Genomic DNA, 23,111 nt, shown 5'->3' with positions numbered 1-23,111 from the left:
AAGATCGTCGCGGAGTCGCGCGTGCGCCGGGCGCGTCAGCGTGGGGTTGCGCGGCGAACCGTGTCCAGGCGGCCGTCGCGGTCGCTGTCCAGGAGCGTCACGTCGGGCACGCCGTCGCCGTCCAGGTCGACCTGCACCACGTCGGCCACACCGTCGCCGTCGAGGTCGGTCACCACCTCGACGGAACCGTCCAGGTGCCGGGTCACGATCGACCTGGCCACCCCCTGGCGCGGCGGCGGCCCCGGGTGGGGCACCGGAGCCGGCTCGGGCTCCGGCGTGGGCCCCGGCACCGGCGCGGTCGCCACGGGCCCCACCCCCACAGCGGTGGGCGCCACCTCCACAGCGGCAGGCGGCATCTCCGCAGCGTCGGGGTCCACGCCGGTCGGGTCGATTTCCTCCTCCGACGGGTACACGTCGCCGCGGAGGCTCGGGTCGCGGTAGCTGCTCATCCCGCCAGGATTCCCGCCGAGTGGCCGGGGCAACCCTGCCGGCGCATGATGGCGCATGATGCAGCGCATGACGGACACCAACTGGGCCGGAAACGTCAGCTGGTCGGCGCGTACCCGATCGCGGCCGACCTCGACCGACGAGCTGCGGCGGCTGGTCGCGGAGGCCGACCTGGTCCGGGCCGTCGGTACCGGCCACTCGTTCAACCGGCTCGGCGACACCACCGGTACCCAGATCGCGCTGGACGGCCTGCCGCCCACCGTCGCGCTCGACCCCGATCGCGGCACCGTCACCGTCGCGGCCGGCCTGCGCTACGGCGACCTGGCCACCGCGCTCCAGGCGCAGGGGTACGCGCTGGCGAACCTCGCCTCGCTGCCGCACATCTCGGTGGCCGGCTCGGTGGCCACCGCCACCCACGGCTCCGGCGCGCGGAACCGCAACCTCGCTGCCGCCGTCGCCGCGCTGGAACTGGTCACCGCCGACGGCGACCTGATCACCGTCGACCGGACCGACCCGTGGTTCGCGGGGCTGGTGGTCAACCTGGGCGCGCTGGGCGTGGTCACCCGGCTCACGCTCGACGTGGTGCCCACGTACGCGGTGCGCCAGCACGTCCGGCTCGGCCTGCCCCGCGCGGCGCTGGACGAGGCGCTGGACGCCGCGTACAGCGTCAGCGTCTTCACCTCGTGGCGCTCGGAGCGCCTCGACCAGGTGTGGGTGAAGCAGTACGCCGACCAGGCGCCGCCGCCCGCCGACTGGCTGGACACGGTGGCCGCCGACTCGCCCCGGCACCCGGTGCCCGGCATGTCGCCGGAGCACTGCACGGCGCAGCTCGGCGAGCCGGGGCCGTGGCACGAGCGGCTGCCGCACTTCCGGCTCGGCTTCACCCCCAGCAGCGGCGACGAGTTGCAGTCCGAGTGGCACGTGGCCCGCGCCGACGCGGCGGCGGCGCTCGCCGCGCTCGACCCGGTCGCCGAGCGGATCGCCGCCGTACTCCAGATCTGCGAGCTGCGGACGATCGCCGCCGACGAGCTGTGGCTGAGCCCGAACTACCGGCGCGACTCGCTGGCGCTGCACTTCACCTGGATCGGCGATCCGGTGGCTGTCGCGCCGGTGCTGGCCGAGGTGGAGGCGCGGCTCGCCCCGTTCGCGCCGCGCCCGCACTGGGGGAAGCTGTTCGAGCGCGATCCCGCCGCCGCTTACCCCCGGCACGCCGACTTCGCCGCGCTGCTGCGCGAGTTCGACCCGAAGGGGAAGTTCCGCACCGCCGAGATGGACCGCTACTTCCCCCGAGATTGAGTCAGCGCCCGGCCGGCACCTGCTGGCGCAGGCTGCCGCGCTGCACCGCGCGGCTGATGTCGCTGGGCGAGACGATGCCGACCAACTGGTCGTCGATCACCACGAGCGCCCGGCCGTCGGTGCACTCGTTGAGCCGGGGCAGCAGGTCGGTGAGCTGTTCCTCCGGGCGGGCGAGCACCAGTTCGTCGGCCCGGCAGGACACCTCGGCCAGCGTGGTCGACGCGCGGCGGTCCGCCGCGATGCCGCGTACCCGATCGAGCGTGACCAGACCGACCGGCTTGCCGTCGACGGTCAGTGGGAGCGCGGAGTGCCGGTACGCGAAGAGGTAGTGGTCGACGAAGTCGGCCACTGTGAGGTCGCCGGACGCGGTCTGCGGCTGCGGCGTCATCACGTCGCCCACCCGGACGCCGCGCAGGGCGTCGCCCATCCGGGCGGCGCGTTCCTCCTGGCCGGCGGCGCCGAGCAGGAACCAGCCGATCAGCGCCAGCCACAGCCCGCCGAACCCGGCGCCGGTGAAGAACCGCCACAGCCCCAGCCCGATCAGCACGACGCCGAGCACCCAGCCCGCACGCGCCGCCACCACCGACGCCTTGGTCCGATCGCCGGTGAACTTCCACACCGCCGCGCGCAGCAGCCGTCCGCCGTCCAGTGGCGCGGCGGGCAGCACGTTGAAGATCGCCAGCAGCACGTTGATGCCCGCCAGCCAGGCCAGCGCACCGAGCAGCAGCCCGTGCCCACCCGCGGCGGCCACGGCCACCGCGATCGCCGCGAAGACCACGCCGATGATCAGGCTGACCAGCGGCCCGACCCCGGCGATCCGCAACTCGGCACCCGGGTCCTTCGCCTCGCCCTTCAGCTCGGCGACGCCGCCGAACAGCCACAGCGTGATGCCCTCGACCTCGATGCCTTTGCGCTTGGCGACCACCGCGTGCGCGACCTCGTGGGCGAGCAGGCCGAGGAAGAAGACCACGGCGGCGGCCAGGCCGGCCGCGATGTAGGCGACGGGGGAGTGACCGGGGTACGAGGCGGGGAACAGGCTGGCCGACAGCGCCCACGCGATCAGCACGAAGATGACCAGGACACTCCAGTTGACGCCGACCGGTACGCCAGCGATCCGACCCAGACGGAAACTCGCCCTCATGTTCCCGTCATACCCGGCGGACCCACCCGCACACCAGGGCCGGACGGACGGGCAGATGGCGACTTGCACGAGTCGTACGAGTCGTACGATCGGGAATATGAGCGAGCCCGCTGCCGAACTTCCGATCTCCGACGCCCGAGACAGGCTCGCGGATGTCGTGTCGCGTGCTTACTACGCCGGGCGGATCACCTACGTGACCCGCCGGGGGCAGCGCCTGGCCGCTATCGTCCCGGCCGAGCTTGCCGAGGCGATCGAGCGAGCTGAGGATGCCGCAGACGTCTCGGCGGCCCGCGATGCGCTGGCCCGTATCGACGCTGGTGAGGGCCCTGTCCCACTGGCCGACCTGCGCGACGAACTCGAACTTTGACCCTGCCACCCGGGCCGGCCTTCGCTGTACATGTCGATCGAGCCGCTGCCAACTTTTGCGCAAGCTCGATCTGCCCGTGCAGCCCGCTTGTCGCTGCCCTCGCCCCTGTCCTTTCGGGAGGGACGCCCGCCAGCTAGCTCCTGTGCCGGAGTCCACCCCACCGAGCTGAGCAGCTCACACCGCAGCTGTCCCGCTCCCTGCCTGCCTGTACGAGATGGGCGTTCCCTCGGCGCGTCCAGCTTGCCGAGCCTGAGGCAGCGAGTCTGGATGGCTGGCCGGACTCATGCTCAAGGCGTGTCGTAGACATCGCTGCGGTGGCCAAGGTGAACAACGAGGACGATCAGTTCCTATCGCGGCCGGTATAGACAATGCGGTAGTCCCCGAACCGGGATGCGCGGCCGGCCATGGGTTTGCCAGCGAGCGCCTTGACACCGGCTTGACACGGCTCGGTAGCCAGCCCGGCGTGCCCGGCGAAGCGGTTGCTGCTGCCGTGCAACAGTTTGGTGGAGATTGAGCCCTGCGGGATCAGTGCACCCCTTCATGTAGCCCGCCTGTATGGGTTCAGCGCTGCTTCCTCACCACCTCGACGGCGAGATGACATGCTACAACTCGGACATCTCGGCCCTATCGGCCCTAGACCTCCTCCATGTGCCGGAAGCGCGTGGGCTCTAGCCCATCTACGTTTGCCTCACTAGGTGCGACGATTGCTTATCGTGTCGGGTATTTGACAATTGCGCCGGTGGCGGTGCCTCTATGATTCGGGCGGCGTGCGGTCGGTATGGCGTGCGCAGGCCTAGATGATTGAGCAATCGCGACTGAGGATCTTCGGAGGACACTGTGACCAATCCCCAGTCGGCTATTGACATCCACCTACTGGAACTGCACAACCAAGTCGAAAAAAACATCCGGCAAGCCACCGGCGGGCATGGCTCGAGTCTCGGTCAATTACTACAGCTGGACCTGGATGTTATGGCTTGGGAGCAGGAACTTCTCGGACGGCCGGAGGTTGGTCAGTTGACGGCGGCGCGCCGCGAGCTGGGCTTCGCCATCTACGCCGCAAGCGCGGGCCTCTACCTCCACGCCTACGCCGGCCTAAGGCTGTTCCTTGAGCTCAGTTTTGCCTCGGTGTACTTTTCCGCCAATGAACTACACAGGCGGAGATGGGTGGCAGACCGAGCCGACTTCTCATGGGCGAAGGCGCTAGATGAGAATGACGGCGTCATGGCCCCTTCATTCGTCCGAGAGTTCAGCGAAACTGCCGCGAAGGATGCGGCTCAATTTGCCAAGGATGCTGCTAGCGCCTACCGGCATTGTTCTCAATTTATTCACGGTAAAGTGGCTGTAACAAGCCTGCTGCCGGATGCCATGCAGTTCTCCCCTCTGGTGTTGCAAGACTGGTTGGCGACGGCCGTCAAGTCCGCGAGAACCGTTCTATTCCTTCTCTATGCCAGGTATGGTGATGAACTGCTAGGGGGTGGCGACCAAAGTGGACGTCTAGCCTTCACTGTCGAGTCCTCGTTTGGGCACCTAAAGGAAGTGCGCAGGCGGTTTGGCCTGCCTATCGAAGGGGAATAGGCAAATGGCCGGCGAGCTGTTCTTCCGAACTGAGGACATCCGAGTTGACGAGGTACTGGGGTATCTCGTCGAAACCCCCACGGACCGCCAGATCATCGACAGTTTGAAGGGCCGTTCCCCTGTTATTCTTAGAGGAAGCCGTGGGGTTGGGAAGTCTTTCCTTTTGAGAACCGCAGAGGCGGAGTTGGGTAGAGACTTTGCCGAGGAGCGAATACTGCCTGTTTACGTCACTTTTGCGCGTGCCTCGCTGATAACGAACCCTACGGCCGAAAGGTTCTTGGCATGGATGATTGCCAAGATCTGCAATCGCATAATCCGCGCAGCAACATCGGCCGGACTTGGACTTCCTGGAGGTTCGGCTATTGCTGCTATGCGAGGTGGCAGTGAAGTTGATCCGTCGGCTATGGAGCTAGTCGAGCAGCTTTTCGAGGACGCATGGAGAACCAACTCGGAAAAAGACCCGGCCGCCGAAATTCCGGGCCCGGAGCTTCTGCGGGACGCGGTTGAGGACCTTTGTAGGCATACAGGACTCAAGCGTGTCGCTCTCTTCGTGGATGAGGCTGCCCATGTATTCATTCCGCAGCAGCAACGTCAATTCTTCACCTTGATGCGCGACCTCAGGAGTCCCTATCTTTCTGTGAAGGCAGCCGTCTACCCGGGGGCGACCGCATTCGGTGAATCGTTTCAGCCTACTCACGATGCCACCCTCCACAGCCTGGATCGGAATGTGACCGGTGAGGGGTATGCGCGGGCTATGCGGGAGCTGGTTTTAAGGCAGGACGGTTCGCTTGCTAAAGCTATTGGCCAGTATGGGGAGGTATTCGACGCGCTGGCATATGCATCAACGGGCAACCCTCGCATCCTGTTGAAAACGGTTGCCCGCAGTTCGCCGTTCAATAGACGGAATGCCCAGGAAACGATTCGGCAGTACTACCGTGAGGAGATCTGGGGGGAGCATTCGAGCCTCGCTGAGCGTTATCCGGGTCACAGGGAATTGATTGACTGGGGCCGGAGCTTCATTGAAAGCCAGGTTCTCCCTGACCTTTATTCCCGTAATCAAAGACGTGGTGGGGCCGGTGAGGCTTCATCTTACCTATGGATCCATCGCGATGCTCCGCAGGCTGTTCGAGAAGCGCTTCGTCTCTTGTGCTATAGCGGGATCCTTCAGGAAGGTGTTTCTGGGGTTCGAGCTACCAGAAGCGAGGTTGGAACGCGCTACATGGTCAATCTTGGTTGTCAGATCGCGCTCGACCCGGAGTCGGTTGCATATGGCATGACGCTGAGGCGCGCCCTGTCTGTGAAGAGGATGATCGAATACGGTGCTAACCACGCTTCGTACCGCCCTATTGACAAAATGTCGCTAGAAAAATTCGAAGATGGGAATAATCAAGCTCTCCAGGCTCGCTTGCAAGCGTCCATAGAAATTCTGGACCTTACCGATTTTCAGCGAGGCAAGCTGCGAGGACTCGGGTTGGAAACGATTGGGAAAGTGCTTGCTTCTGACGAAAGTACGTTCAGGCAAGCGCACTACGTCGGTTTGGTGAGAGCACGTCAAATGCGTAATGCGGCGGTTGCTGCAGTACTTGAGTACCTATCAGGATGACGATGATGGCGCAATCTCGGGGCACCTCACCCGAGGTGGCGTGCCACCCATCAAAAACGCCGCAACCTCAACCCGCTTGACGGCCCGAACAGGTGAACACCCTCTTATTTTCTAAGCTGCACATGTCGATGAATGACCGGATGCTCTGCCCTTCAGGCACTCCACGAATGCGACCCATGCGTGAGGCGCGAATATGAGGATGGGTCCGTTGGGGTCCTTGCTGTCGCGTAGCCCGACCACGCTGGGCAGGTTGTCGGCGACCTCGACGCAGTCGCCGGAACCGTTGCTACGGGTGCTCTTGCGCCAGGTCATCGTCGCCTGGTTGGCCTCTTCCACCCGCGCCGTCCTCTCATAGCTCGTCGATCGCCCCCAAGATGAGGTCGCGCGACTCCCGGGCGCCGGCCGCCGTGGCGACCAGGTGCTCGAAGACGCGGCTGTACTCCCTCACCTGTTGGCCTTCGAGATAGAGGCTACCCGCGCGGGTCTCGACGTAGACGACCCCCGGATCGGCCGGCTCGGGGAAGGTCAGCACGCTGAAGGCGCTGCCCATCGACCCGTACTCGCCCGCGCCGAAGGTCAGGATCTGGATGGTGCGGCCGGGCCGGTCCGCCTCCTCGGCCAGTCGCCGCAACTGCGCCGCGAACAGCTCCGCGCCGCCGACCGGGCGCCGTAGTGCGGCTTCGTCCAGCACCACCCAGAGCTTCGGCGGAGTTTCAGTGTCCTGACGGCGCATGCGCAACTCGACCCGCCGGTCCACCTCGTCGGTCGGGGCGTCCGGGTGCTCGGCGCGGATGACCGCGCGGGCGTAGTCGGCGGTCTGGAGTAGACCCGGAATCAGTTGCGGCTGGAAGGTGCGGATCTCGGCCGCCTCGGCCTCCAGCCCGACGTAGACCTCGAACCAGTCCGGCAGCACGTCGTCGTACGCCTGCCACCAGCCGCGCTTGCGGGCATCGCGGGCGACCTGGACGAGTGCGTCCACCTCGTCGCCTTCCACCCCGTACAGCTCAAGAAGTCCACGGGCGACCGGCGGCATGACGGACACCTGGGCGTTCTCGATGCGGCTGATCGCCGACTTCGAGATCCCCACCTCCTTGGCGGCCTGGTCGGCGGTCATGCCGGTCTGCTCACGGAGGCGACGGAGGGCAGCGGCCAGGCGTCGACGTCGGACGGTCGGGCTTCCAGTCATGCCGGTCAGTGTGGCGGAAGCGGACGAGCTTCGCAATGACATCATCCCGAATCGGGAGTTGCGCACAGGGGGCGGTCCACTGCACGATGAGTGAGTGGCCGGATCGGCTGGGTCATCGGGTGTCGACCTGGGCCACGCGTTGTGCCCTGCTGACGTACTGCTGGTCGAAGGCTGCGGTGGCAGGTGCCGGGGTGGGTCCGCCGGTGCGGGGCGGGCCGACGGACCCACCCCTTCCACGGTTCGATCTCGACGGTGAGAGGCAGGTCCTGTCATGCGCGTCTTCCTTCGGCGTGTCCGGCGTCGCCGGCGGTCGGTCCTCGGATCGACCTGCTACCGCTCGTCGGCCTACCACCCGCTGCGTCCCTGGCAGGTCCGTGAGCGGAGCTTCCGGACGACCCCGCTGGGCCGGCGCGGGCTCGACCCGCAGGAGGTGCGGGAGTTCCTCGACCGCGTCGCCGGCGACCTGGCAGCGGTCTACGACGCGCTGGCCCAGAGCCGCCGGGAGACCGACCGGATCAAGAACGCGCTGCGTCGCTGGCAGTCGGAGCAGGCCCAGGCCCGAAACGAACGGGGATACGACAGGTGACCGAGCGATGGGTGATCCACCTGCCGGTCGTCGTCAACGACCTGCTCTCCGCTCAGCGGCTGGCCCGGGTGGTGGCGCACTGGACCCACGTTCTGCCGCAGACCGAGCCCGGCGGCACCACTGTCTCGGCGGAGGACGACCAGAACGTCCGCCACTGGGTGTTCTGCGACCGGTTACTGCCCGGCGGGCAGCGGTGTCTACTCCGGCCCGGACACGACGGTGAGTGCTCCCGGCGGTTCCGGCCGCGATGAGCATGCGCCGGAGCAGCGTCGGACGCCCGCAACCGGGAGCGGAATATGCACGAGCCGCGGTCGAGAACATCGGTTATGCAGTGACCGACGAGGACGTCGAGCGGGCCCGCCGGAGGCTGGCACAACAGCCGCCGATCACCGACGAGCAGCACGACCGGAACATGGAGTGGCTGCGCCAATTCGGGGGCGACAGGGCGGCTGGCGCGTGAACGGGCTCGTCCTGGACACCTCGGCGCTACTCCCGGCGGCCCCACCCCCCGTGGGTCAGCGTCGTCGCGGGGCCTCGGCGACCACCGTCGGGGAGAACTCGTTCGCCGCCTCCACCGCCCACTCCAGGGCGAAGTCCGCCTCCTCCTCCCAGCCCGGTTCGCCGCCGACGAAGTGCGACAGGCCGGGGAACTCCCGGTAGCCGGTGAGCGCCGTCGAACTCCGGTAGAGGTTGGCGATCGAGCTGGCCAAGGTTGCGGGAACCACGTGGTCCTCACCGCCCGCGGTGATCAGCAGCGGGGCACGGTCGCTGCGCTTCTTGTCGATCTCGGTGGCCGAGTTCGGGTCCAGGTTGGCGAACGCGGCCTCGAACAGCACGTGCCCGGCGCCCGGTACGGCGTACCGCTCCCAGGCGGCGTCGGACTGCTCCTGGCTGATGGTGTTGCCGAAGGCGTACCGGAAGTCCTCCGGGGTGAACGGCACGGCGCGGTGCCGGTTGGCCGGGTTGTGCAGGATCGAATACCCGGAGCGCAGCGTGCTCGGCGGCAGCTTGAGCACGCCCCGTACCGGCGCGGGGTGCACAGCGACCACTGCGGCGCCGAGGCGCCGGTCCAGCAGCACCTGGGCGACCAGGCCGCCGAACGAGTGGCCCATGATGATCGGCGGACGCGGCAGGTCCCTGACGATCGCCTCGTAGTGGTCGGCGATGTCGGCGATGCGCTGCGCGGCGATCGGCGCCGGGTCGGCCCGAAGCTCCTCGACCTCGCGGTCCATGCCGGGCCAGGCGGGCGTGAGCACCCGGAAGCCGCGCGCGGCGTACCGCTGCGCCCAGTGCTCCCAACTTCGTGAGGTCATCCAGAGGCCGTGGATGAGCACGATCGTGTCGACCCGTCCCGTCGGTGCGCTCATGTCTGGTCTCCCCGTTTCGCCGCTGGACGGCCCGCGCGTACCCGGACTGGGTGCCGGCAATCCTGTCTGATCGGACGGACAGGAAATGGACGGGTGACCCGGACGATCAGGGTCCTGAGTCGACTGTCAGGATGACGGCATGACGGTCAGACTTGCCGACAGGGTTGCCCTGGTAACGGGCGGGAGCCGGGGTATCGGCGCCGCCGTCGCGCGCCGGCTGGCCGAGGACGGCCACCACGTCGCGTTCACCTACCGCACCGCGGAGGACAGCGCGAAGTCCGTGGTGGCCCAGATCGAGGCGTACGGCCGGACCGGCGTGGCGATCAATGCGGACAGTACCGACGCGACGGCCGTGGTCGGCGCCGTGGAACGGACCGTCGCCGAGTTCGGGCGGTTGGACGTCCTGGTCAACAACGCCGGGGTGTTCGCGGGTGGGCCGATCGAGTCGGTCAGCCTCGACGCCCTGGACCGGGCGATCGCGGTGAACGTGCGCGGGGTCTACCTCGCCACCCAGGCGGCGGTACGCCACATGGGTGCGGGTGGGCGGATCGTCAACATCGGCAGCAGCTTCGCCAGCCGTGTCCCGGCACCGGGGGTGAGCGCGTACGCGATGACCAAGAGCGCCGTGAACGGGCTGACCCGGGCGCTCGCCCGGGAACTCGGTCCGCGTGGGATCACCGTCAACCTGATCCTGCCCGGCTCGACCGACACCGACATGAACCCGGCGGACAGCGCGGGCGCGGACGGGCAGCGGTCGCACATCGCCCTCGGCCGGTACGCGGATCCGGAAGACGTGGCGGCGACTGTCAGTCACCTGGTGGGCGCCGGCGGACGGCACATCACCGGCGCGTCGATCGCGGTCGACGGCGGCGCGACAGCCTGAGCGGATCCCGAACGTCCGGCGTCGGCGGTGTGACCGCCTGACAAATGTCACGGCCGGAAGGTGACTGCCGCTCCGGGGAACCGGACACCGCGCGCCGGAGCATCGGGACATGACCGATTCCGTACCGGCCGTGGACCTGGCCGGACTCACCAAGACCTTCGGCGCGGTGACCGCCGTCGACGGGCTCGACCTGCGGATCGCCCCCGGTGAGGTGGTGGCGTTCCTCGGTCCCAACGGCGCCGGCAAGACCACCACCGTCGACATGCTGCTCGGGCTGGCCCGCCCGGACGCCGGCACGGTCCGCCTCTTCGGCGGTGACCCGGCGGACGCCGTCCGGCTCGGCCGGGTCGCCGCCGTGATGCAGACCGGCGGCCTGCTCAAGGACCTCACCGTCGCCGAGACGGTACGGATGACCGCGCACTTCTACGGCCACACCCGGCCGGTGGCGGAGGTGCTGGAGCGCGCCGGCATCACCGGGATCGCCGACCGCGCGGTGGGCAAGTGCTCGGGCGGTCAGCAGCAGCGCCTGCGGTTCGCGCTCGCGTTGCTGCCGGACCCGGACCTGATGGTGCTGGACGAGCCGACCACGGGCATGGACGTCGAGGGCCGCCGCGACTTCTGGCAGGCGATCCGGGCCGACGCCCGCTCCGGCCGGACCGTCCTGTTCGCCACCCACTACCTGGACGAGGCCGACGCGTACGCGGACCGGATCGTGCTGATCCGCCAGGGCTGCGTGGTCGCCGACGGCACCACCGCCGAGATCAAGAACCTGGCCGCCGGCCGGGTCGTGCGGGCGACGCTGCCCGGTGCCGACCAGGCCGCGCTCGCCGCGCTGCCGGGCGTCCGGTCGGTCGAGGTACGCGGCGACGTGGTGCTGGTGCACAGCGAGGACTCCGACGTGGTGGCCCGGCACCTGCTGACCCGTACCGGCGCCCGGGATCTGGAGATCACCTCACGCAACCTCGAGGACGCGTTCCTCACCCTGACCGCCTCCGCCTGAACCGACCCGCCGGGAGCCCTGCCATGACCGCCACGACCTCGTCCACCACCGGCGCCCGCACGGCCGCCCGCCGACCGCCCGCGCTCGGCGGCTTCTGCGCGCCGGTGCTCGGCATCGAGATACGCCGGGTGCTGCGCAACCGCCGTACGCTGCTGTTCATCCTGGTCATGCCGGCCGTGTTCTTCCTGCTGTTCGGGCTGCCCACGCGCGGCGAGAAGCTGGACAACGGGCTGCCGGTCACCGGCTGGATCATGATCAGCCTGGCCGTGTACGCGGCGATGGTGGCCACCACGAGCGCCGGCGCGGCGGTGGCCACCGAACGCGCGCTGGGCTGGAGCCGGCAACTGCGGCTGACCCCGCTGCGTCCGGCCGCGTACGTGGCGACGAAGGTGGCCACCGCGATGGTGCTCGGTCTGCTCGGCGTCCTCGTGGAGTTCGCTGTCGGCGCCGCCTCCGGGGTGCGGCTGCCGGCCCATGTCTGGGTGGAGTCCGGGCTGACCGCCTGGATCGGCGCGCTCGTGTTCGCCGCGTTCGGGCTGTTCGTCGGCTACCTCGCCCCGGCCGAGAACGTCATGCAGTTCATGGGCCCGGCGCTGGCCATCCTGGCCATGCTCGGCGGCCTGTTCGTCCCGCTGGAGCTGCTGCCCGACGTGATGCAGCAGATCGCCAAGTTCACCCCGGTGTACGGGGTCGGTCAGCTCGCCCGCGCGCCACTGACCGGCACCGGGGTGGACTGGGCGGCGGTGGCGAACGTGACCGCCTGGACCGCGTTCTTCGGCCTCGGCGCGGCCCGGCTGTTCCGCCGGGACACCACACGCGTCTGAGGTGGCACTAGCGTGATCGGCGTGACGTCGCCGCCCGGCCCGCCCCGGCCGGTGAACCGCCACTGGCGGTTCACCGGCTGGCTGCTGGCGGCGGTCTGGCTGTTCTTCCTGAACATCCCGTTCACCACCGCCCTGCACCAGCCGCAGATGTGGCGGCGGCTGGCCGGGATCGGCTCGCTCGTCGCGTTCGCCGTGGCGTACGTGCTGATCTTCGAGTGGTCCCGGGCCCGCCGGCAGCGCAACCTGCCGGTGTCGCCCGGCCGGGCCCGGCTGCTGATCGCCGTGCTGCTCGCGCTCGGGCTGGCCGGGATCCCCGGCACCGGCGGCGACTGGCTGACCACACTGGTCTTCGTCGCGGCAGCCGCGGTGTTCCTGCTGCCGTCGGTGGAGGCGCTGGTCGTGGTGGTGCTCGCCGCGGCGGCACCACCGGTGACCGCACGTCTGGTGCCCGGCTGGGAGCACGAGAGCACCCTGGTCTTCGCGGTGCTGCTCGCCTCCTTCGCGATGTTCGGGGTGAGCCGGCTGGCCCAGCGCAACAGTGAACTCCAGGCCGCGCAGGAGGAGATCCGCCGGCTGGCGGTGGCGGAGGAGCGCGCCCGCGCCGCCCGCGACCTGCACGACATCCTCGGGCACTCGCTGACGGTGGTGGCCGTCAAGGCCGAACTGGCCGGGCGGCTGATGGAGCTGGACCCGGCCCGGGCCGCGGCCGAGATCGCCGACGTGGAGCGGCTGGCCCGGGAGGCGCTCGCTGACGTGCGGGGCACCGTCGGGGCGTACCGCGGGGTGGATCTGGCCTCCGAACTGGCCGGCGCGCGGTCGGCGCTCGCTGCCGCGGGCGTCGTCGCGGAGCTGCCGGAGTCGGTGCCGCCGCTGCCGGCGGACCGCGACGAGCTGTTCGGCTGGACGGTCCGCGAGGGGGTGACCAACGTGGTGCGGCACAGCGGCGCCCGCCGGTGCGTCATCCGGGTCGAGCCGTCGGCGGTGGAGGTACGCGACGACGGCCGGGGTCCGGCGGATCAGCGGGGTACGGCCGGGCACGGCCTGGCCGGGCTGCGGGAGCGCGCCCGGCGGCTGGACGCGACGGTGACGGTGGCGCGGCCGGAGGACGGGCGTGGTTTCCTGCTCCGGGTGACGGTGCCCGCGGCGGATCCGGAGGGAGGGGCGCACCCGTGACCGAGCCGATCAGACTGCTGCTCGCCGACGACCAGGCGCTGGTCCGGGGCGCGCTGGCGGCGCTGCTGTCGCTGGAGCCGGACCTGACGGTGGTGGCCGAGGTGAGCCGGGGCGACGAGGTGGTGCCGGAGGCGCTGCGCACCGGCCCGGACGTGGCGCTGCTCGACGTGGAGATGCCGGGCCTGGACGGGGTGGCCGCGACCGCCGCGCTGCGGGCCGCGCTGCCGTCCTGCCGGGTGCTGGTGGTGACCACGTTCGGCCGCCCCGGCTACCTGCGCCGGGCGATGGAGGCGGGTGCGAACGGCTTCGTGGTCAAGGACACCCCGGCCCGGCAGCTCGCCGACGCGGTCCGCCGGGTGCACGCCGGGCTGCGGGTGGTCGACCCGGCGCTCGCCGCCGAGACGCTGGCCACCGGGCCGAGCCCGCTCACCGAACGGGAGACCGAGGTGCTGCGTACGGCACGCGGCGGCGGCACGGTGGCCGAGCTGGCGGCGACGTTGCACCTGTCCGAGGGGACCGTTCGCAATCATCTCTCCGCCGCGATCGGCAAGACCGGCGCCCGTAACCGGGCCGACGCCGTGCGGGTGGCCGAGGCGAACGGCTGGCTGCTGGGCTGAGCCCGGTCAGGGCAGGCGGTCGACCACCACGAAGGCGGTGCCCGGCTCGACCTCGGTCAGGAGCAGGCGCTGGGCGCTACGGGTCAGCCGGATGCAGCCGTTGGTGACGTTCTTGCCGAGCGTGTCGTCGTTGTACCAGCTGTGCAGTCCGATGTGGGCACCCTGCAGCCCGGTCGGCACCGCGTCCGGGTCGTCCGGGATCGCGCCGAGGGCGAAGATGTCGACGCCGCCGTAGACGGCCTGCGGGGGCGGGGTGCGGCCCAGCACGAACGTGCGGCCGAGCGGCGTGAGCTGCCCGGACATGCCGAGGCTGACCGGCCAGGTGCGCATCGCGCGCCCGTCCCGGCTCCAGGTGAGGCGGTGGGTGCGCCGTTCCACCACGATCTGGTCGCGCAGCACCACAGTGGTCCAGCCGCCGGACGGCAGCCAGGCGATGGTCCGGTTGGCCGACGGCAGCAGCACCGCCGTCCAGCCGGAGCGGCGTTCGACGATCGGCACCGTCAGCCGTACGCCGCTGATGGTCGGCGCGAGGAACGCCACCGGGCGGCCGCCGGGCGCGTCGTAGGCGGCCACGTTCCGGTTCGGGCGCAGCCCTTCGGCCAGCGGGCGGGTGTCGGCCGGGTCCGGGTCGGGCGGGAAGCCGCGCGGCGCCGGGTCGTAGGTGACCACTGGCAGGTCGTCCGGCGCGGGCGCGGCGGGCGGCACCGACTCCACCGGCGACGGACTCGGCGCGGCGGTCGTGGCCGAGGGCGCGGCGGCGGGCGGCGCGGACGGGCGCGCGGGCGTGGCGGTGAGCGCGCGGCCGACCAGCAGCGCGGTGACGAGCAGCAGCGGTACGGCGAGCGCGGCGATCAGCCAGCCGGGAGGCCGGCGCATGGCGAACCGGTCGAACAGCACGAAACCGACTGTAACCGACCGGAAGCCTTCGTACCCGGTACTACGGGTACGAGGGCTTCGCGGCGCGGGTGGCTCAGCTCAGCTTCGCACCGATGTGGATGGCGATCGCGTCGTGCGCGGGGACGTTCGCGGCGAACCAGCCGGCCGAGTCCACGGTGATCACCGGGCCGCTGCACGAGCCGTTGCTGAACGTGCCGTGGACGACGTCGCAGTAGCGGCCCGCCGGCAGCCCGGTCTGGTACGACCGGCCGTTCACCGCGGTGTCCTCGTCGTTGATCGTCAGGTAACCCTTGCCGGTACGGCTGAACGCGATGTGCTGGTAGCCGTTGTCGTACCAGTTGGAGACCCCGGTGCCCTCGGTGGCGTTGCGGAAGCCGACCATGTTGGCGATGACCGGCCAGCGGTGCTCGCACTCCCAGCCCGAGTAGCAGGTGACGTTGGTGATCCGGTTGCTGCCGTCGGCGGGCGGGCCCTGGTCCCGGCCGCTGTACGTGAAGCTCGACATCACCGCCGGGGTGCCGTACGGCCAGGCCAGCATGAACGCGTTGGCGAGCGCGTACGTGCCCCGGTTGCGGTAGGTGAGCACGCCGCCCTCGCGCTGCGTGTCGTGGTTGTCGGTGAAGACCACCGCCTTCGCGCTCGACAGGTAGCCCCAGGACTCGCCGAAGTTCCTCAGGTACGCGAGCCGCTCGTTGTTGAACATCCGGGCCAGGTCCTTGCCGTACCGGAACTCGTGCACGTCGCCGTTGCCGGTGTACTCGGTCGGCTGGATCGGCTCGCCGGCGCCGTAGATGACCTCCTGCACCAGGTACGCGCTGCGGGACAGCTTGGCCTTGATCGCCGCGATGTCGGCGGCCGGCATGTGCTTGCTGCCGTCCAGCCGGAAACCGTCGACGCCGAGCGAGAGCAGATCGTTGAGGTACGCGGCCAGTCGGCCGCGCACGTACTCCGACTCGGTCTTGAGGTCGGCGAGGTTGACCAGCTCGCAGTTCTGCACCTCGTACCGGTCGTTGTAGTTGGCGATGTCGTTGTTGCCGTTGCGGCCGCAGTAGTGGAAGTCCTGCGCCGAGTAGACGCCCGGGTAGTTGTAGTGGCCGTACGACGAGCCGGCCCAGCCGGTGCCGCCGTTCTCCTGCCCGGACATGTGGTTGACCACGGCGTCGACGATCACCTTGACGCCCGCGGCGTGGCAGGTGTTCACCATGGACTGGAACTGCGCACGGGTGCCCTTGCGGGACTCGATCCGGTAGCTGACCGGCTGGTACGACACCCACCACGGGCTGCTGTTGACGTGCTCCTGCGGCGGGGACACCTGGACGTAGCCGTAGCCCTTCGGGCCCAGCGTGCTGGTGCACTCGGCGGCCACCGAGGTCCAGTTCCACTCGAAGAGCTGGACGATGACCTTCTTGGCGCCCGGGGTGGCGGCGGCGGCCGGGGGTGCCGCCGCGGTGACGGGGACGAGCAGGCTCGCGGCCAGACTCAGGGCGAGCGCGGCGGCGCGGCATCGGCGTCGATGCATCAGGACTCCTGCGGGGTGCGGGGATGCGGGGGAGTGGAGCCTGGATCAGTGCTGGCTTTTTGCAACCAGCCTGAAATTTTGCGGCAAGGTTACGAGCCTGTTGCAAAGTCTGTCAACGTATGGGCATCCGTCGTTGCGTCAGGCGCCACACGCGCGTCCGGGCCGGACGGTTCGAGAATCCGGCCGAGAAATTCGCCACCGGAGGTGATCCGTCCGCGCCGTCCCTCCGTACCTGAGTGGGGAGCAGGGTCGGCCGGTGGGGGCGCCGCCGCGAGACGATCGAGGAGCAGATGGCCCGGGCACAGCAGAACGAGAAGGCGACGACCGTCCGGACCACCACCACCAGCCGTGGTGCCCGGACGATGTCGAAGTCCGCGATGGTGGCGCTGACCGCCTCCGCACTCGGCCTCGCGTGGGCGGGTGTGGAGCTGGCCGGCGCCGGCGGCGTCATGTACTCGTACGGATTCTTCTTCACCGAGTTCTTCGCCGGGGTGATCGCCCTGGTCTCGCTCAGCATCACGGTGATGCTGGGCCTGCTCGCCACCGACCGCCTGGTGCTGCTCATCCGGCACCGCGTGCTGCTCCAGTCGGCGCACCGGGCCACCGGCGTGCTCGGCGTGGCCGGGCTGCTCTTCCACGTCATCACCAAGGTCGCGATCGGCCGGGCCGGGCCGACCGACGCGGTGGTGCCGTTCCTCAGCGGCAGCGGCCTCTACGTCGGACTGGGCACCGTCGCCGCGCTGCTGATGGTGGGCGTGCTCTGGACCGGCATCATCCGGGTCCGGTTCGCCGGGGTCGGCCCGAAGTGGTTCTGGCGCGCGCTGCACTCGATGGCGTACGTGTCCTGGCCGTTCGCGCTGGTGCACGGCCTCAACGCCGGCCGGCCCGCCGCCGCCTGGGTGATGCTGAGCTACCTCGCCTGCGTGGTGCTCGTGGTGATGGCGCTGCTGGTGCGCGTCTCGGTCCACCTCGGCAAGCGCAGCCGCGAGCAGCACCAGGCGGTCGCGCTCAACAAGGCGATGGCCGGCAAGGTCGAGGAGCGTACCGGCGTGTTCGCCGCGCTCACCCGGAAGAAGGCCGCCGACAAGGAGGACACCGGCGCCGGCCGGGGCCGCTGGGCCGAGGCGACCGCCACCTGGACCGCACCGGCCGGCACCGCCCGGCGGCGCGATCCGGAACGGTTCGCCGTACCCGTGGTGCCGGAACCCGGATCGCTGCGCGAGCCCGTCCGCGCGGCGGCCGCCCGGCGGCGCGACGCCGAGCCGGACGTGCCTGCCCGCCGGACCGACGGCGAGCGGCCCCGCCGCCGTCGCCGCGACGACGAGGAACGCGTGACCCGCCGCTCCCGGACCGAGGAGCGGGTGAGCCGCCGGTCCCGCGACGACGAGGACCTGGTCGCCCGCTACTCCGCGCCGCCGGAGAGCGGCGGCCGGCACTCGGCGCCGCCGGACACCGGCGGTCGCCACTCCGCACCCCCGGACAGCAGCCGGTACGCCACCGCGGCCGAGGTGGCCCGCTACTCCGCGCCGCCGCGCGCGACCGAGGAGCCGGAGGAGCCGTGGGACAGCCCGCGCCGCTGGGAGACCCGCCCGGTCTCCGGTGAGCCGATCTCGGCCGGCCCGATCTCCGGCACCCCGGTCACGGCGGAACCGCTCAGCGGGTCCGGCCGGCGCTACCGGGACGAGGAGGAGGTGCCGGAGGAGCCGGACTACTGGCGTCCGCCGGCCCGCTACGCCGCCGACGAGGCGTTCGTCGACGACACGCCGACGCTCGTCGACCTCGCGTCCCGCCGGGCGATGCGCGCCGGCAAGGAGAGCCGCTCCGGCCGCCGCAAGCGGGCCGACGCGGACGCCGTCGACGGCGCGTACTGGGCCGGGCTGCGGGGTGAGGCCCGGTGACGCGCACGACGGTCCCGCCGGTCGCCTGTGTCGGCGAGCCCCGCCTGACCGCCGGGTTCGCCGAGTTCGGCCGGCTCGACCTGCTGGCCCACGAGGAGGTGCACGGCCCGATCGGCCCGATGGAACCGGCGGCGCTGCTGCGGCTCGCCGAGGCGATCGACCTCAAGGGCAAGGGCGGAGCGGGCTTCCCGTTCGCCCGCAAGCTGCGCGCGGTGCTGGAGTCCTGCGAACGGCAGGACCTCGGTGCGGTGGTGGTCGTCAACGCCACCGAGGGGGAACCGGCGAGCTGGAAGGACAAGGTGCTGCTCACCCGCGCCCCGCACCTCATCCTCGACGGCGCCGCGCTCGCCGCGTTCGCGCTCGACGCCGAGGAGATCGTGATCGGGGTGGCCGACGACGACGTGGGCCGGCCCTCGCTGACCGAGGCGTTGCAGGAGCGGCGGATGCCGGTGCCGACCACGATCGTCACGGTGCCGCACCGGTTCATCTCCGGCGAGGGCGGCGCGCTCGTCAACGGCATCAACGGCCTGCCGCACATCCCGCCCGGCACCAAGAAGCGGTCCAGCGACTCCGGCGTCGGCGGGCTGCCCACGCTGCTGTCGAACGCCGAGACGTACTCCCAGCTCGCCGTCGCCGCCCGGATCGGCCCGTACGAGTACGCCGCGCTCGGCACCGACGACGAGCCGGGCACCGTGCTGCTCACCGTCACCGGGTCCGCGAAGCGCCCCGCCGTGGTGGAGTGCGCCGCCGGCACCCCGCTGCGCGAGATCCTCGACCTGTGCGAGGTGCCGCCCGGGCCGGGCATCCTGATGGGCGGCTACCACGGCAAGTGGATCACCGCGGCGGCGGCGGACCGGGCCGAGGTGTCCCGCAAGGGACTCACCGCCGTGGGCGGCACGCTCGGCGCCGGCATCATCGTGCCGCTCGGCGCCGACACCTGCCCGCTCGGCGAGGCCGCGCAGGTGGTGCGGTACCTGGCGGGCGAGTCCGCCGGGCAGTGCGGTCCGTGCAAGATGGGCCTGCCCGACCTGGCCCGCTCGGTCGACCTCGCGGTCTCCGGCAGCGCCCCGGTCGAGCTGGTCCGGGCCGCGGCCGGCGACGTCAAGGGACGCGGCGCGTGCAGCCACCCGGACGGCACCGCCCGGTTCGCGCTGTCCGCGATGGAGGTGTTCGCCGACGACCTGCGGCTGCACGCCACCGGTGAGGGCTGCGGCAAGCGGGTCAAGGGCATGATGGGCCTGCCCGGCGCGCCCGACGCCAACCCGCAGAAGCTCACCCTGGACTGGTCGCGCTGCGACGGGCACGGGCTCTGCGCGCACGTGGTGCCGGACTTCATCCGGCTCGACGGCAACGGCTACCCGGCGTTCCCGCCCACCCCGGTGCCGACGTGGCTGCGCGAGGGCGCGCTCAAGGCGGTCAAGGTCTGTCCCGAACTCGCGCTCCGCCTGGTCCGGGCCGAGTAGAACCCAGGAGCCGCCGATGCGCACCGCCGTTCGTGTGACCGCCGCCGCCCTGCTGGCCGTCACGCTCGCCGCCGCTACCGCCTGCGCGGCCGGACCCGAGGGCGGCGCACCGGCGGGCGCGGCGGCCCCCGCTTCCCCGGCCCCTGCGTCTCCGGCCCTTGCGTCTCCGGCTCTGGCCTCCCCGGCGTCCGCGTCACCCGCCCGGGTGCCGGCCACGCTGTCGTTCACCGGCAAGACCCTCGACGGTACGGCGTTCGACGCCGCCGCCCTGGCCGGGCGGCCGGTCGTGCTGTGGTTCTGGGCGCCCTGGTGCGCCACCTGCGCCAGCCAGGCGTGGACCGTGGCCGAGATCGCCCCGGCCTACCGCGACACGGTTCCCATCGTCGGCGTCGCCGGGCTCGGCGAGCAGAAGGCGATGAAGTCGTTCGTCACCGAGTTCGACCTGGGCGGCACGACGCAGATCGACGACCGCGCGGGCGCGCTGTGGCGCCGGTTCAAGGTGGCCGAGCAGAGCACCTTCGTCGTCCTGGACCGTGCCGGCCGGGTAGTCCACCAGGGATTCCTGGACGGCGAGGCGCTGACCCGGCAGATCGAGACGCTGGCCCGGGGATGACCGGCGCGCTGCTGCTCGCCCTGACCGCGGGCATGCTCGGCGCGGTCAACCCGTGCGGCTTCGCGATGCTGCCCGCGTACCTCTCGTTGCTCGTCGCCGGCCCCGACGGTGGGCGCGGCGCGGTCGGCCGCGCGCTCACCGCGACGGCCGGGCTGACCCTCGGGTACGTGCTGGTGTTCGGCGCGTTCGGGCTGGCCCTGGCGCCGGCGGCGGACTGGCTGCGGCCGCGGCTGCCGTGGCTCACAGTGACACTCGGCGTGCTGCTGGCGCTGGCCGGGTGCTGGCTGCTCGCCGGCCGTCGGCTGCCCGCGCCGCGCCCGTTGCGGCTCGCGCCCCGGCTCACCCGCACCTGGCCGTCCATGGCGCTGTTCGGTGCGGCGTACGCGCTCACGTCGCTGACCTGCGCGATCGCGCCGTTCCTGGCGATCGTGGTGACCAGCCTGCGGGCCGGGTCGCCGCTGCGCGGGCTGGCGCTGTTCGGCGCGTACGCGCTGGGGATGGCGCTCGTGGTCGGGGTGGCCGCGCTCGCCGTGGCGCTGCTGCGCGGGCGGGTGGTGGCGCGGTTGCGCGGCGCGGGCGCGTGGGTGCCGCGGCTGAGCGGCCTGGTGCTGCTGGTCGCGGGCGGCTACGTCGCCTGGTACGGCTGGTACGAGGTGCGCCTCGCTCAGGGCCGGTACGACGCCTTCACCGACCCGGTGATCCGCGCCGCCGCCCGAGCCCAGCAGACCGTGGTGAACGCCGTCGACACTCTAGGTCCCGCCGTCCTCGCGGCCCTCCTGGCCGCGCTCCTCCTCGCCGCCCTCACCCGCCGCTCCCGCCCCCGCCCCCGCCCTCGCTCCCGCGATCTTGCACTTGGGGCCCCGGCAGAAGGGGCGAACCGGACTGCTGGCGGGCCGGAAGTGCAAGATCGCGGGGGAGAGGCGGGGGCGGAGGCGGGGGAGCGGGTCAGCGCGGGGTGAGGCGGTCGGTGCCGAGCTTGTCGCGGAGGACCTCGGGGACCACTACCGAGCCGTCGGGCTGCTGGTGCTGCTCCAGGATGGCCGGGAACAGGCGGCTGGTGGCGAGCGCCGAGCCGTTGAGCGTGTGCACGAAACGGGTCTGCTTCGCGCCCGGCTCGCGGTAGCGGATGGCCGCCCGGCGGGCCTGGTAGTCACCGGCCCAGGAGACCGACGACACCTCCTTGTACTTGCCGGTGCTCGGCATCCACACCTCGACGTCGAGCGTCTTCTTCATCGAGGCGCTCGCGTCACCGGCGGCGAGCAGGCTGGTCTGGAAGTGCAGACCGAGCTTGCCGACCAGGCCCTCGACGTGCCCGACCATCGCCTCCAGCGCCGCGCCCGCCTGCTCCGGCAGCGTGAACTGGAAGATCTCCACCTTGTTGAACTGGTGGCCGCGCACGGTGCCGCGCTCGTCGGAGTGCGAACCGGCCGCCTCACGCCGGTAGCACGGCGTGTACGCGAACGCCTTCAACGGCAGCTTCGGCGTCTCCAGGATCTCGTCCTGGTACGCGCCGAGGATCGCCGTCTCCGCGGTGGGCAGCAGGAACTGGCCGCGCGAGGACGACTGCTTGTCGATGTGGTAGACGTCGTCGTGGAACTTCGGGAACTGCCCGGCGGCGAAACCGGCGCTCTCCAGCAGCAGGTGCGGCGGGAGCAGGAACTCGTAACCGGCCTGGATGTTCTGCTCGATCAGCCAGTTCACCAGCGCCCACTCCAGCCGGGCGCCGAGACCGGTGTACATCCAGAAGCCCGAGCCGCCGAGCTTCACGCCCCGCTCGTGGTCGACCAGGCCGAGCGCGCGGCTCAGCTCCACGTGGTCGCGTACCTTCTCGATGGCCGGCGCCTCGCCGAACGTGCGCACCACCCGGTTGGCCTCCTTGCCCCCGGCGACCACGTCGTCGGCGGGCAGGTTCGGCAGCTCGCTCATCGCCGAGCGGAGCCGGGACTGCACCTCGTCGAGCTGGGACTCCAGCTCCGCGAGCTGCTTGCGCTCGGCCTCCGGGGCGACCGGCTGCGGCGTGCCACCGGACCGTTTCGCCTCCGCGTACGCGCGCGCCTCGGCCTTGCGGCGCTGCCGCTCGGCGTCGATCTCCGTGATCAGGGCGCGTCGCTCCTGGTCGAGCCGCTGGATGTCGTCCAGCGCCCGGGTGACCTCGGCGGGATCCAGACGCTTCGCCAGCGCGGTCGCCACCGCCTCGCGATCCTTCCGGATCAACTCCATGTCGAGCATGCTGCTCGTACGCCTCCGTCCAGGCAGTCAGGTGGGACCTCCAGATGCTACCGTCGCGCCCCCGCCGCCCCGGCCCGGCCCGAGCAGCCCGCCGCCGCGACGCCCTTTCCGGTGACGGCGTGTAGTGGTGGTGCAGTCGGTCGGTCGCGCTCACATTCCGTGATGGTGCTCCGGTGCCCGTGCCGCACAGTTACCGCTCGTCATCCCGCTGACCTGGTCAATCTCGCGGATCCGCCCTCCGGTCGACATGCCCCTCTGGCGACTTTGCTCTGCAGCCACCCAGGCGGCGTTCGACGGAACGTCAGGGTTGCGCGGATGGCTGCAGAGCAAAGTCGGCAAGGGGTGAAGGGTTGGGGGCGACGGTGGCGTCACGCACGGTCACTGATTCCTGCCGCGACGCGGTGCCGGGACCGGCGAGCGCGGGCCT

General features: G+C 70.9%; 24 protein-coding genes. 16 read left to right on the top strand and 8 right to left on the bottom strand.

The genetic code is table 11. The annotated features are described in order from the left end of the window. Positions 1-35: 35 nt before the first annotated feature. Complete coding sequence (locus GA0070562_RS15245) at positions 36-449, bottom strand: hypothetical protein (RefSeq protein WP_091421484.1); 414 nt, start codon at positions 447-449, stop codon at positions 36-38. A 67-nt stretch (positions 450-516) separates the two neighbouring features. Between GA0070562_RS15245 and GA0070562_RS15240 the strand changes: the two genes are divergently transcribed. Then, a complete protein-coding gene (locus tag GA0070562_RS15240) occupies positions 517-1,743 on the top strand; it encodes an FAD-binding protein (RefSeq protein WP_091422055.1) in 1,227 nt (408 codons plus the stop codon). A gap of 1 nt (position 1,744) precedes the next feature. On the opposite strand, the gene GA0070562_RS15235 is transcribed toward GA0070562_RS15240, so the two are convergent. Beyond that, a complete protein-coding gene (locus tag GA0070562_RS15235) occupies positions 1,745-2,884 on the bottom strand; it encodes a site-2 protease family protein (protein ID WP_091421481.1) in 1,140 nt (379 codons plus the stop codon). A gap of 97 nt (positions 2,885-2,981) precedes the next feature. Here GA0070562_RS15235 and GA0070562_RS15230 point away from each other — a divergent pair, with 97 nt between their 5' ends. From GA0070562_RS15230 to GA0070562_RS29960, 3 genes are all read left to right on the top strand, one after another. Further along, a complete protein-coding gene (locus GA0070562_RS15230; protein ID WP_091421477.1) occupies positions 2,982-3,251 on the top strand; it encodes a type II toxin-antitoxin system prevent-host-death family antitoxin in 270 nt (89 codons plus the stop codon). An 837-nt stretch (positions 3,252-4,088) separates the two neighbouring features. Further along, entirely contained in the window at positions 4,089-4,826 is a 738-nt protein-coding gene (locus tag GA0070562_RS15225) for a hypothetical protein (RefSeq protein ID WP_091421473.1), read from the top strand. Between the two features lie 4 nt (positions 4,827-4,830). Next, a complete protein-coding gene (locus GA0070562_RS29960; protein WP_139135461.1) occupies positions 4,831-6,429 on the top strand; it encodes a hypothetical protein in 1,599 nt (532 codons plus the stop codon). A 111-nt stretch (positions 6,430-6,540) separates the two neighbouring features. Here the strand turns inward: GA0070562_RS29960 and GA0070562_RS15220 are convergent, their stop codons facing one another. After that, entirely contained in the window at positions 6,541-6,741 is a 201-nt protein-coding gene (locus tag GA0070562_RS15220; RefSeq protein WP_091422051.1) for a DUF397 domain-containing protein, read from the bottom strand. Between the two features lie 37 nt (positions 6,742-6,778). Next, entirely contained in the window at positions 6,779-7,615 is an 837-nt protein-coding gene (locus tag GA0070562_RS15215; protein ID WP_091421470.1) for a helix-turn-helix domain-containing protein, read from the bottom strand. 271 nt (positions 7,616-7,886) lie between these two features. Between GA0070562_RS15215 and GA0070562_RS15210 the strand changes: the two genes are divergently transcribed. The 3 genes from GA0070562_RS15210 (at position 7,887) to GA0070562_RS30910 (ending at position 8,661) form a co-directional block, all read left to right on the top strand. Next, positions 7,887-8,201: a DivIVA domain-containing protein gene (locus GA0070562_RS15210; RefSeq protein WP_030271676.1), complete on the top strand. Its 315-nt coding sequence runs from the start codon at positions 7,887-7,889 to the stop codon at positions 8,199-8,201. Beyond that, positions 8,198-8,452 carry a hypothetical protein gene (locus GA0070562_RS15205; protein ID WP_013287870.1) on the top strand — a complete coding sequence of 85 codons (255 nt, stop codon included), beginning with the start codon at positions 8,198-8,200 and terminating at the stop codon, positions 8,450-8,452. The genes GA0070562_RS15210 and GA0070562_RS15205 overlap by 4 nt, the downstream gene beginning before the upstream one ends. 80 nt (positions 8,453-8,532) lie before the next feature. Further along, a complete protein-coding gene (locus GA0070562_RS30910) occupies positions 8,533-8,661 on the top strand; it encodes a hypothetical protein (RefSeq protein WP_018787132.1) in 129 nt (42 codons plus the stop codon). Positions 8,662-8,716: 55 nt separating this feature from the next. On the opposite strand, the gene GA0070562_RS15200 is transcribed toward GA0070562_RS30910, so the two are convergent. After that, the gene (locus GA0070562_RS15200) at positions 8,717-9,568 is read right to left on the bottom strand and encodes an alpha/beta hydrolase (protein ID WP_091421468.1); all 852 of its coding nucleotides are present in this window, start codon (positions 9,566-9,568) and stop codon (positions 8,717-8,719) included. A gap of 139 nt (positions 9,569-9,707) precedes the next feature. Here GA0070562_RS15200 and GA0070562_RS15195 point away from each other — a divergent pair, with 139 nt between their 5' ends. From GA0070562_RS15195 to GA0070562_RS15175, 5 genes are all read left to right on the top strand, one after another. Further along, the gene (locus GA0070562_RS15195) at positions 9,708-10,451 is read left to right on the top strand and encodes an SDR family NAD(P)-dependent oxidoreductase (protein ID WP_091421463.1); all 744 of its coding nucleotides are present in this window, start codon (positions 9,708-9,710) and stop codon (positions 10,449-10,451) included. 109 nt (positions 10,452-10,560) lie between these two features. Beyond that, complete coding sequence (locus GA0070562_RS15190; RefSeq protein WP_091421458.1) at positions 10,561-11,451, top strand: ABC transporter ATP-binding protein; 891 nt, start codon at positions 10,561-10,563, stop codon at positions 11,449-11,451. A 23-nt stretch (positions 11,452-11,474) separates the two neighbouring features. Then, entirely contained in the window at positions 11,475-12,275 is an 801-nt protein-coding gene (locus GA0070562_RS15185; RefSeq protein ID WP_091421455.1) for an ABC transporter permease, read from the top strand. 21 nt (positions 12,276-12,296) lie between these two features. Then, entirely contained in the window at positions 12,297-13,448 is a 1,152-nt protein-coding gene (locus GA0070562_RS15180; protein WP_139135460.1) for a sensor histidine kinase, read from the top strand. Beyond that, a complete protein-coding gene (locus tag GA0070562_RS15175) occupies positions 13,445-14,065 on the top strand; it encodes a response regulator transcription factor (protein WP_043329150.1) in 621 nt (206 codons plus the stop codon). Before GA0070562_RS15180 ends, GA0070562_RS15175 begins: the two co-directional genes overlap by 4 nt. A gap of 6 nt (positions 14,066-14,071) precedes the next feature. Here the strand turns inward: GA0070562_RS15175 and GA0070562_RS15170 are convergent, their stop codons facing one another. Both GA0070562_RS15170 and GA0070562_RS15165 read right to left on the bottom strand, forming a co-directional pair. Then, entirely contained in the window at positions 14,072-14,962 is an 891-nt protein-coding gene (locus tag GA0070562_RS15170; protein ID WP_091421449.1) for a L,D-transpeptidase, read from the bottom strand. A 73-nt stretch (positions 14,963-15,035) separates the two neighbouring features. Next, the gene (locus GA0070562_RS15165) at positions 15,036-16,481 is read right to left on the bottom strand and encodes an alpha-amylase (protein WP_091421446.1); all 1,446 of its coding nucleotides are present in this window, start codon (positions 16,479-16,481) and stop codon (positions 15,036-15,038) included. A 236-nt stretch (positions 16,482-16,717) separates the two neighbouring features. Here GA0070562_RS15165 and GA0070562_RS15160 point away from each other — a divergent pair, with 236 nt between their 5' ends. From GA0070562_RS15160 to GA0070562_RS15145, 4 genes are read left to right on the top strand one after another with little or no spacing between them, the layout of a single operon-like run. After that, entirely contained in the window at positions 16,718-18,379 is a 1,662-nt protein-coding gene (locus GA0070562_RS15160) for a hypothetical protein (protein ID WP_254663801.1), read from the top strand. Next, positions 18,376-19,842 carry an NADH-quinone oxidoreductase subunit NuoF family protein gene (locus GA0070562_RS15155; RefSeq protein ID WP_091421442.1) on the top strand — a complete coding sequence of 489 codons (1,467 nt, stop codon included), beginning with the start codon at positions 18,376-18,378 and terminating at the stop codon, positions 19,840-19,842. The genes GA0070562_RS15160 and GA0070562_RS15155 overlap by 4 nt, the downstream gene beginning before the upstream one ends. Before the next feature lie 16 nt (positions 19,843-19,858). Next, positions 19,859-20,455, top strand: a complete 597-nt coding sequence (locus GA0070562_RS15150) for a TlpA family protein disulfide reductase (RefSeq protein ID WP_091421439.1) — start codon at positions 19,859-19,861, stop codon at positions 20,453-20,455. After that, the gene (locus GA0070562_RS15145) at positions 20,452-21,414 is read left to right on the top strand and encodes a cytochrome c biogenesis CcdA family protein (protein ID WP_091421436.1); all 963 of its coding nucleotides are present in this window, start codon (positions 20,452-20,454) and stop codon (positions 21,412-21,414) included. The genes GA0070562_RS15150 and GA0070562_RS15145 overlap by 4 nt, the downstream gene beginning before the upstream one ends. On the opposite strand, the gene serS is transcribed toward GA0070562_RS15145, so the two are convergent. Next, positions 21,401-22,684, bottom strand: a complete 1,284-nt coding sequence (gene serS, locus GA0070562_RS15140) for a serine--tRNA ligase (protein WP_091421433.1) — start codon at positions 22,682-22,684, stop codon at positions 21,401-21,403. The two genes, GA0070562_RS15145 and serS, sit on opposite strands and share 14 nt — an antisense overlap. Positions 22,685-23,111: the final 427 nt, after the last annotated feature.

Source organism: Micromonospora tulbaghiae, assembly GCF_900091605.1.
GTDB classification, from domain to species: domain Bacteria; phylum Actinomycetota; class Actinomycetes; order Mycobacteriales; family Micromonosporaceae; genus Micromonospora; species Micromonospora tulbaghiae.
Note: the sequence above shows the minus strand (reverse complement) of the source record. Positions and strands in the feature narration are given on the sequence as shown.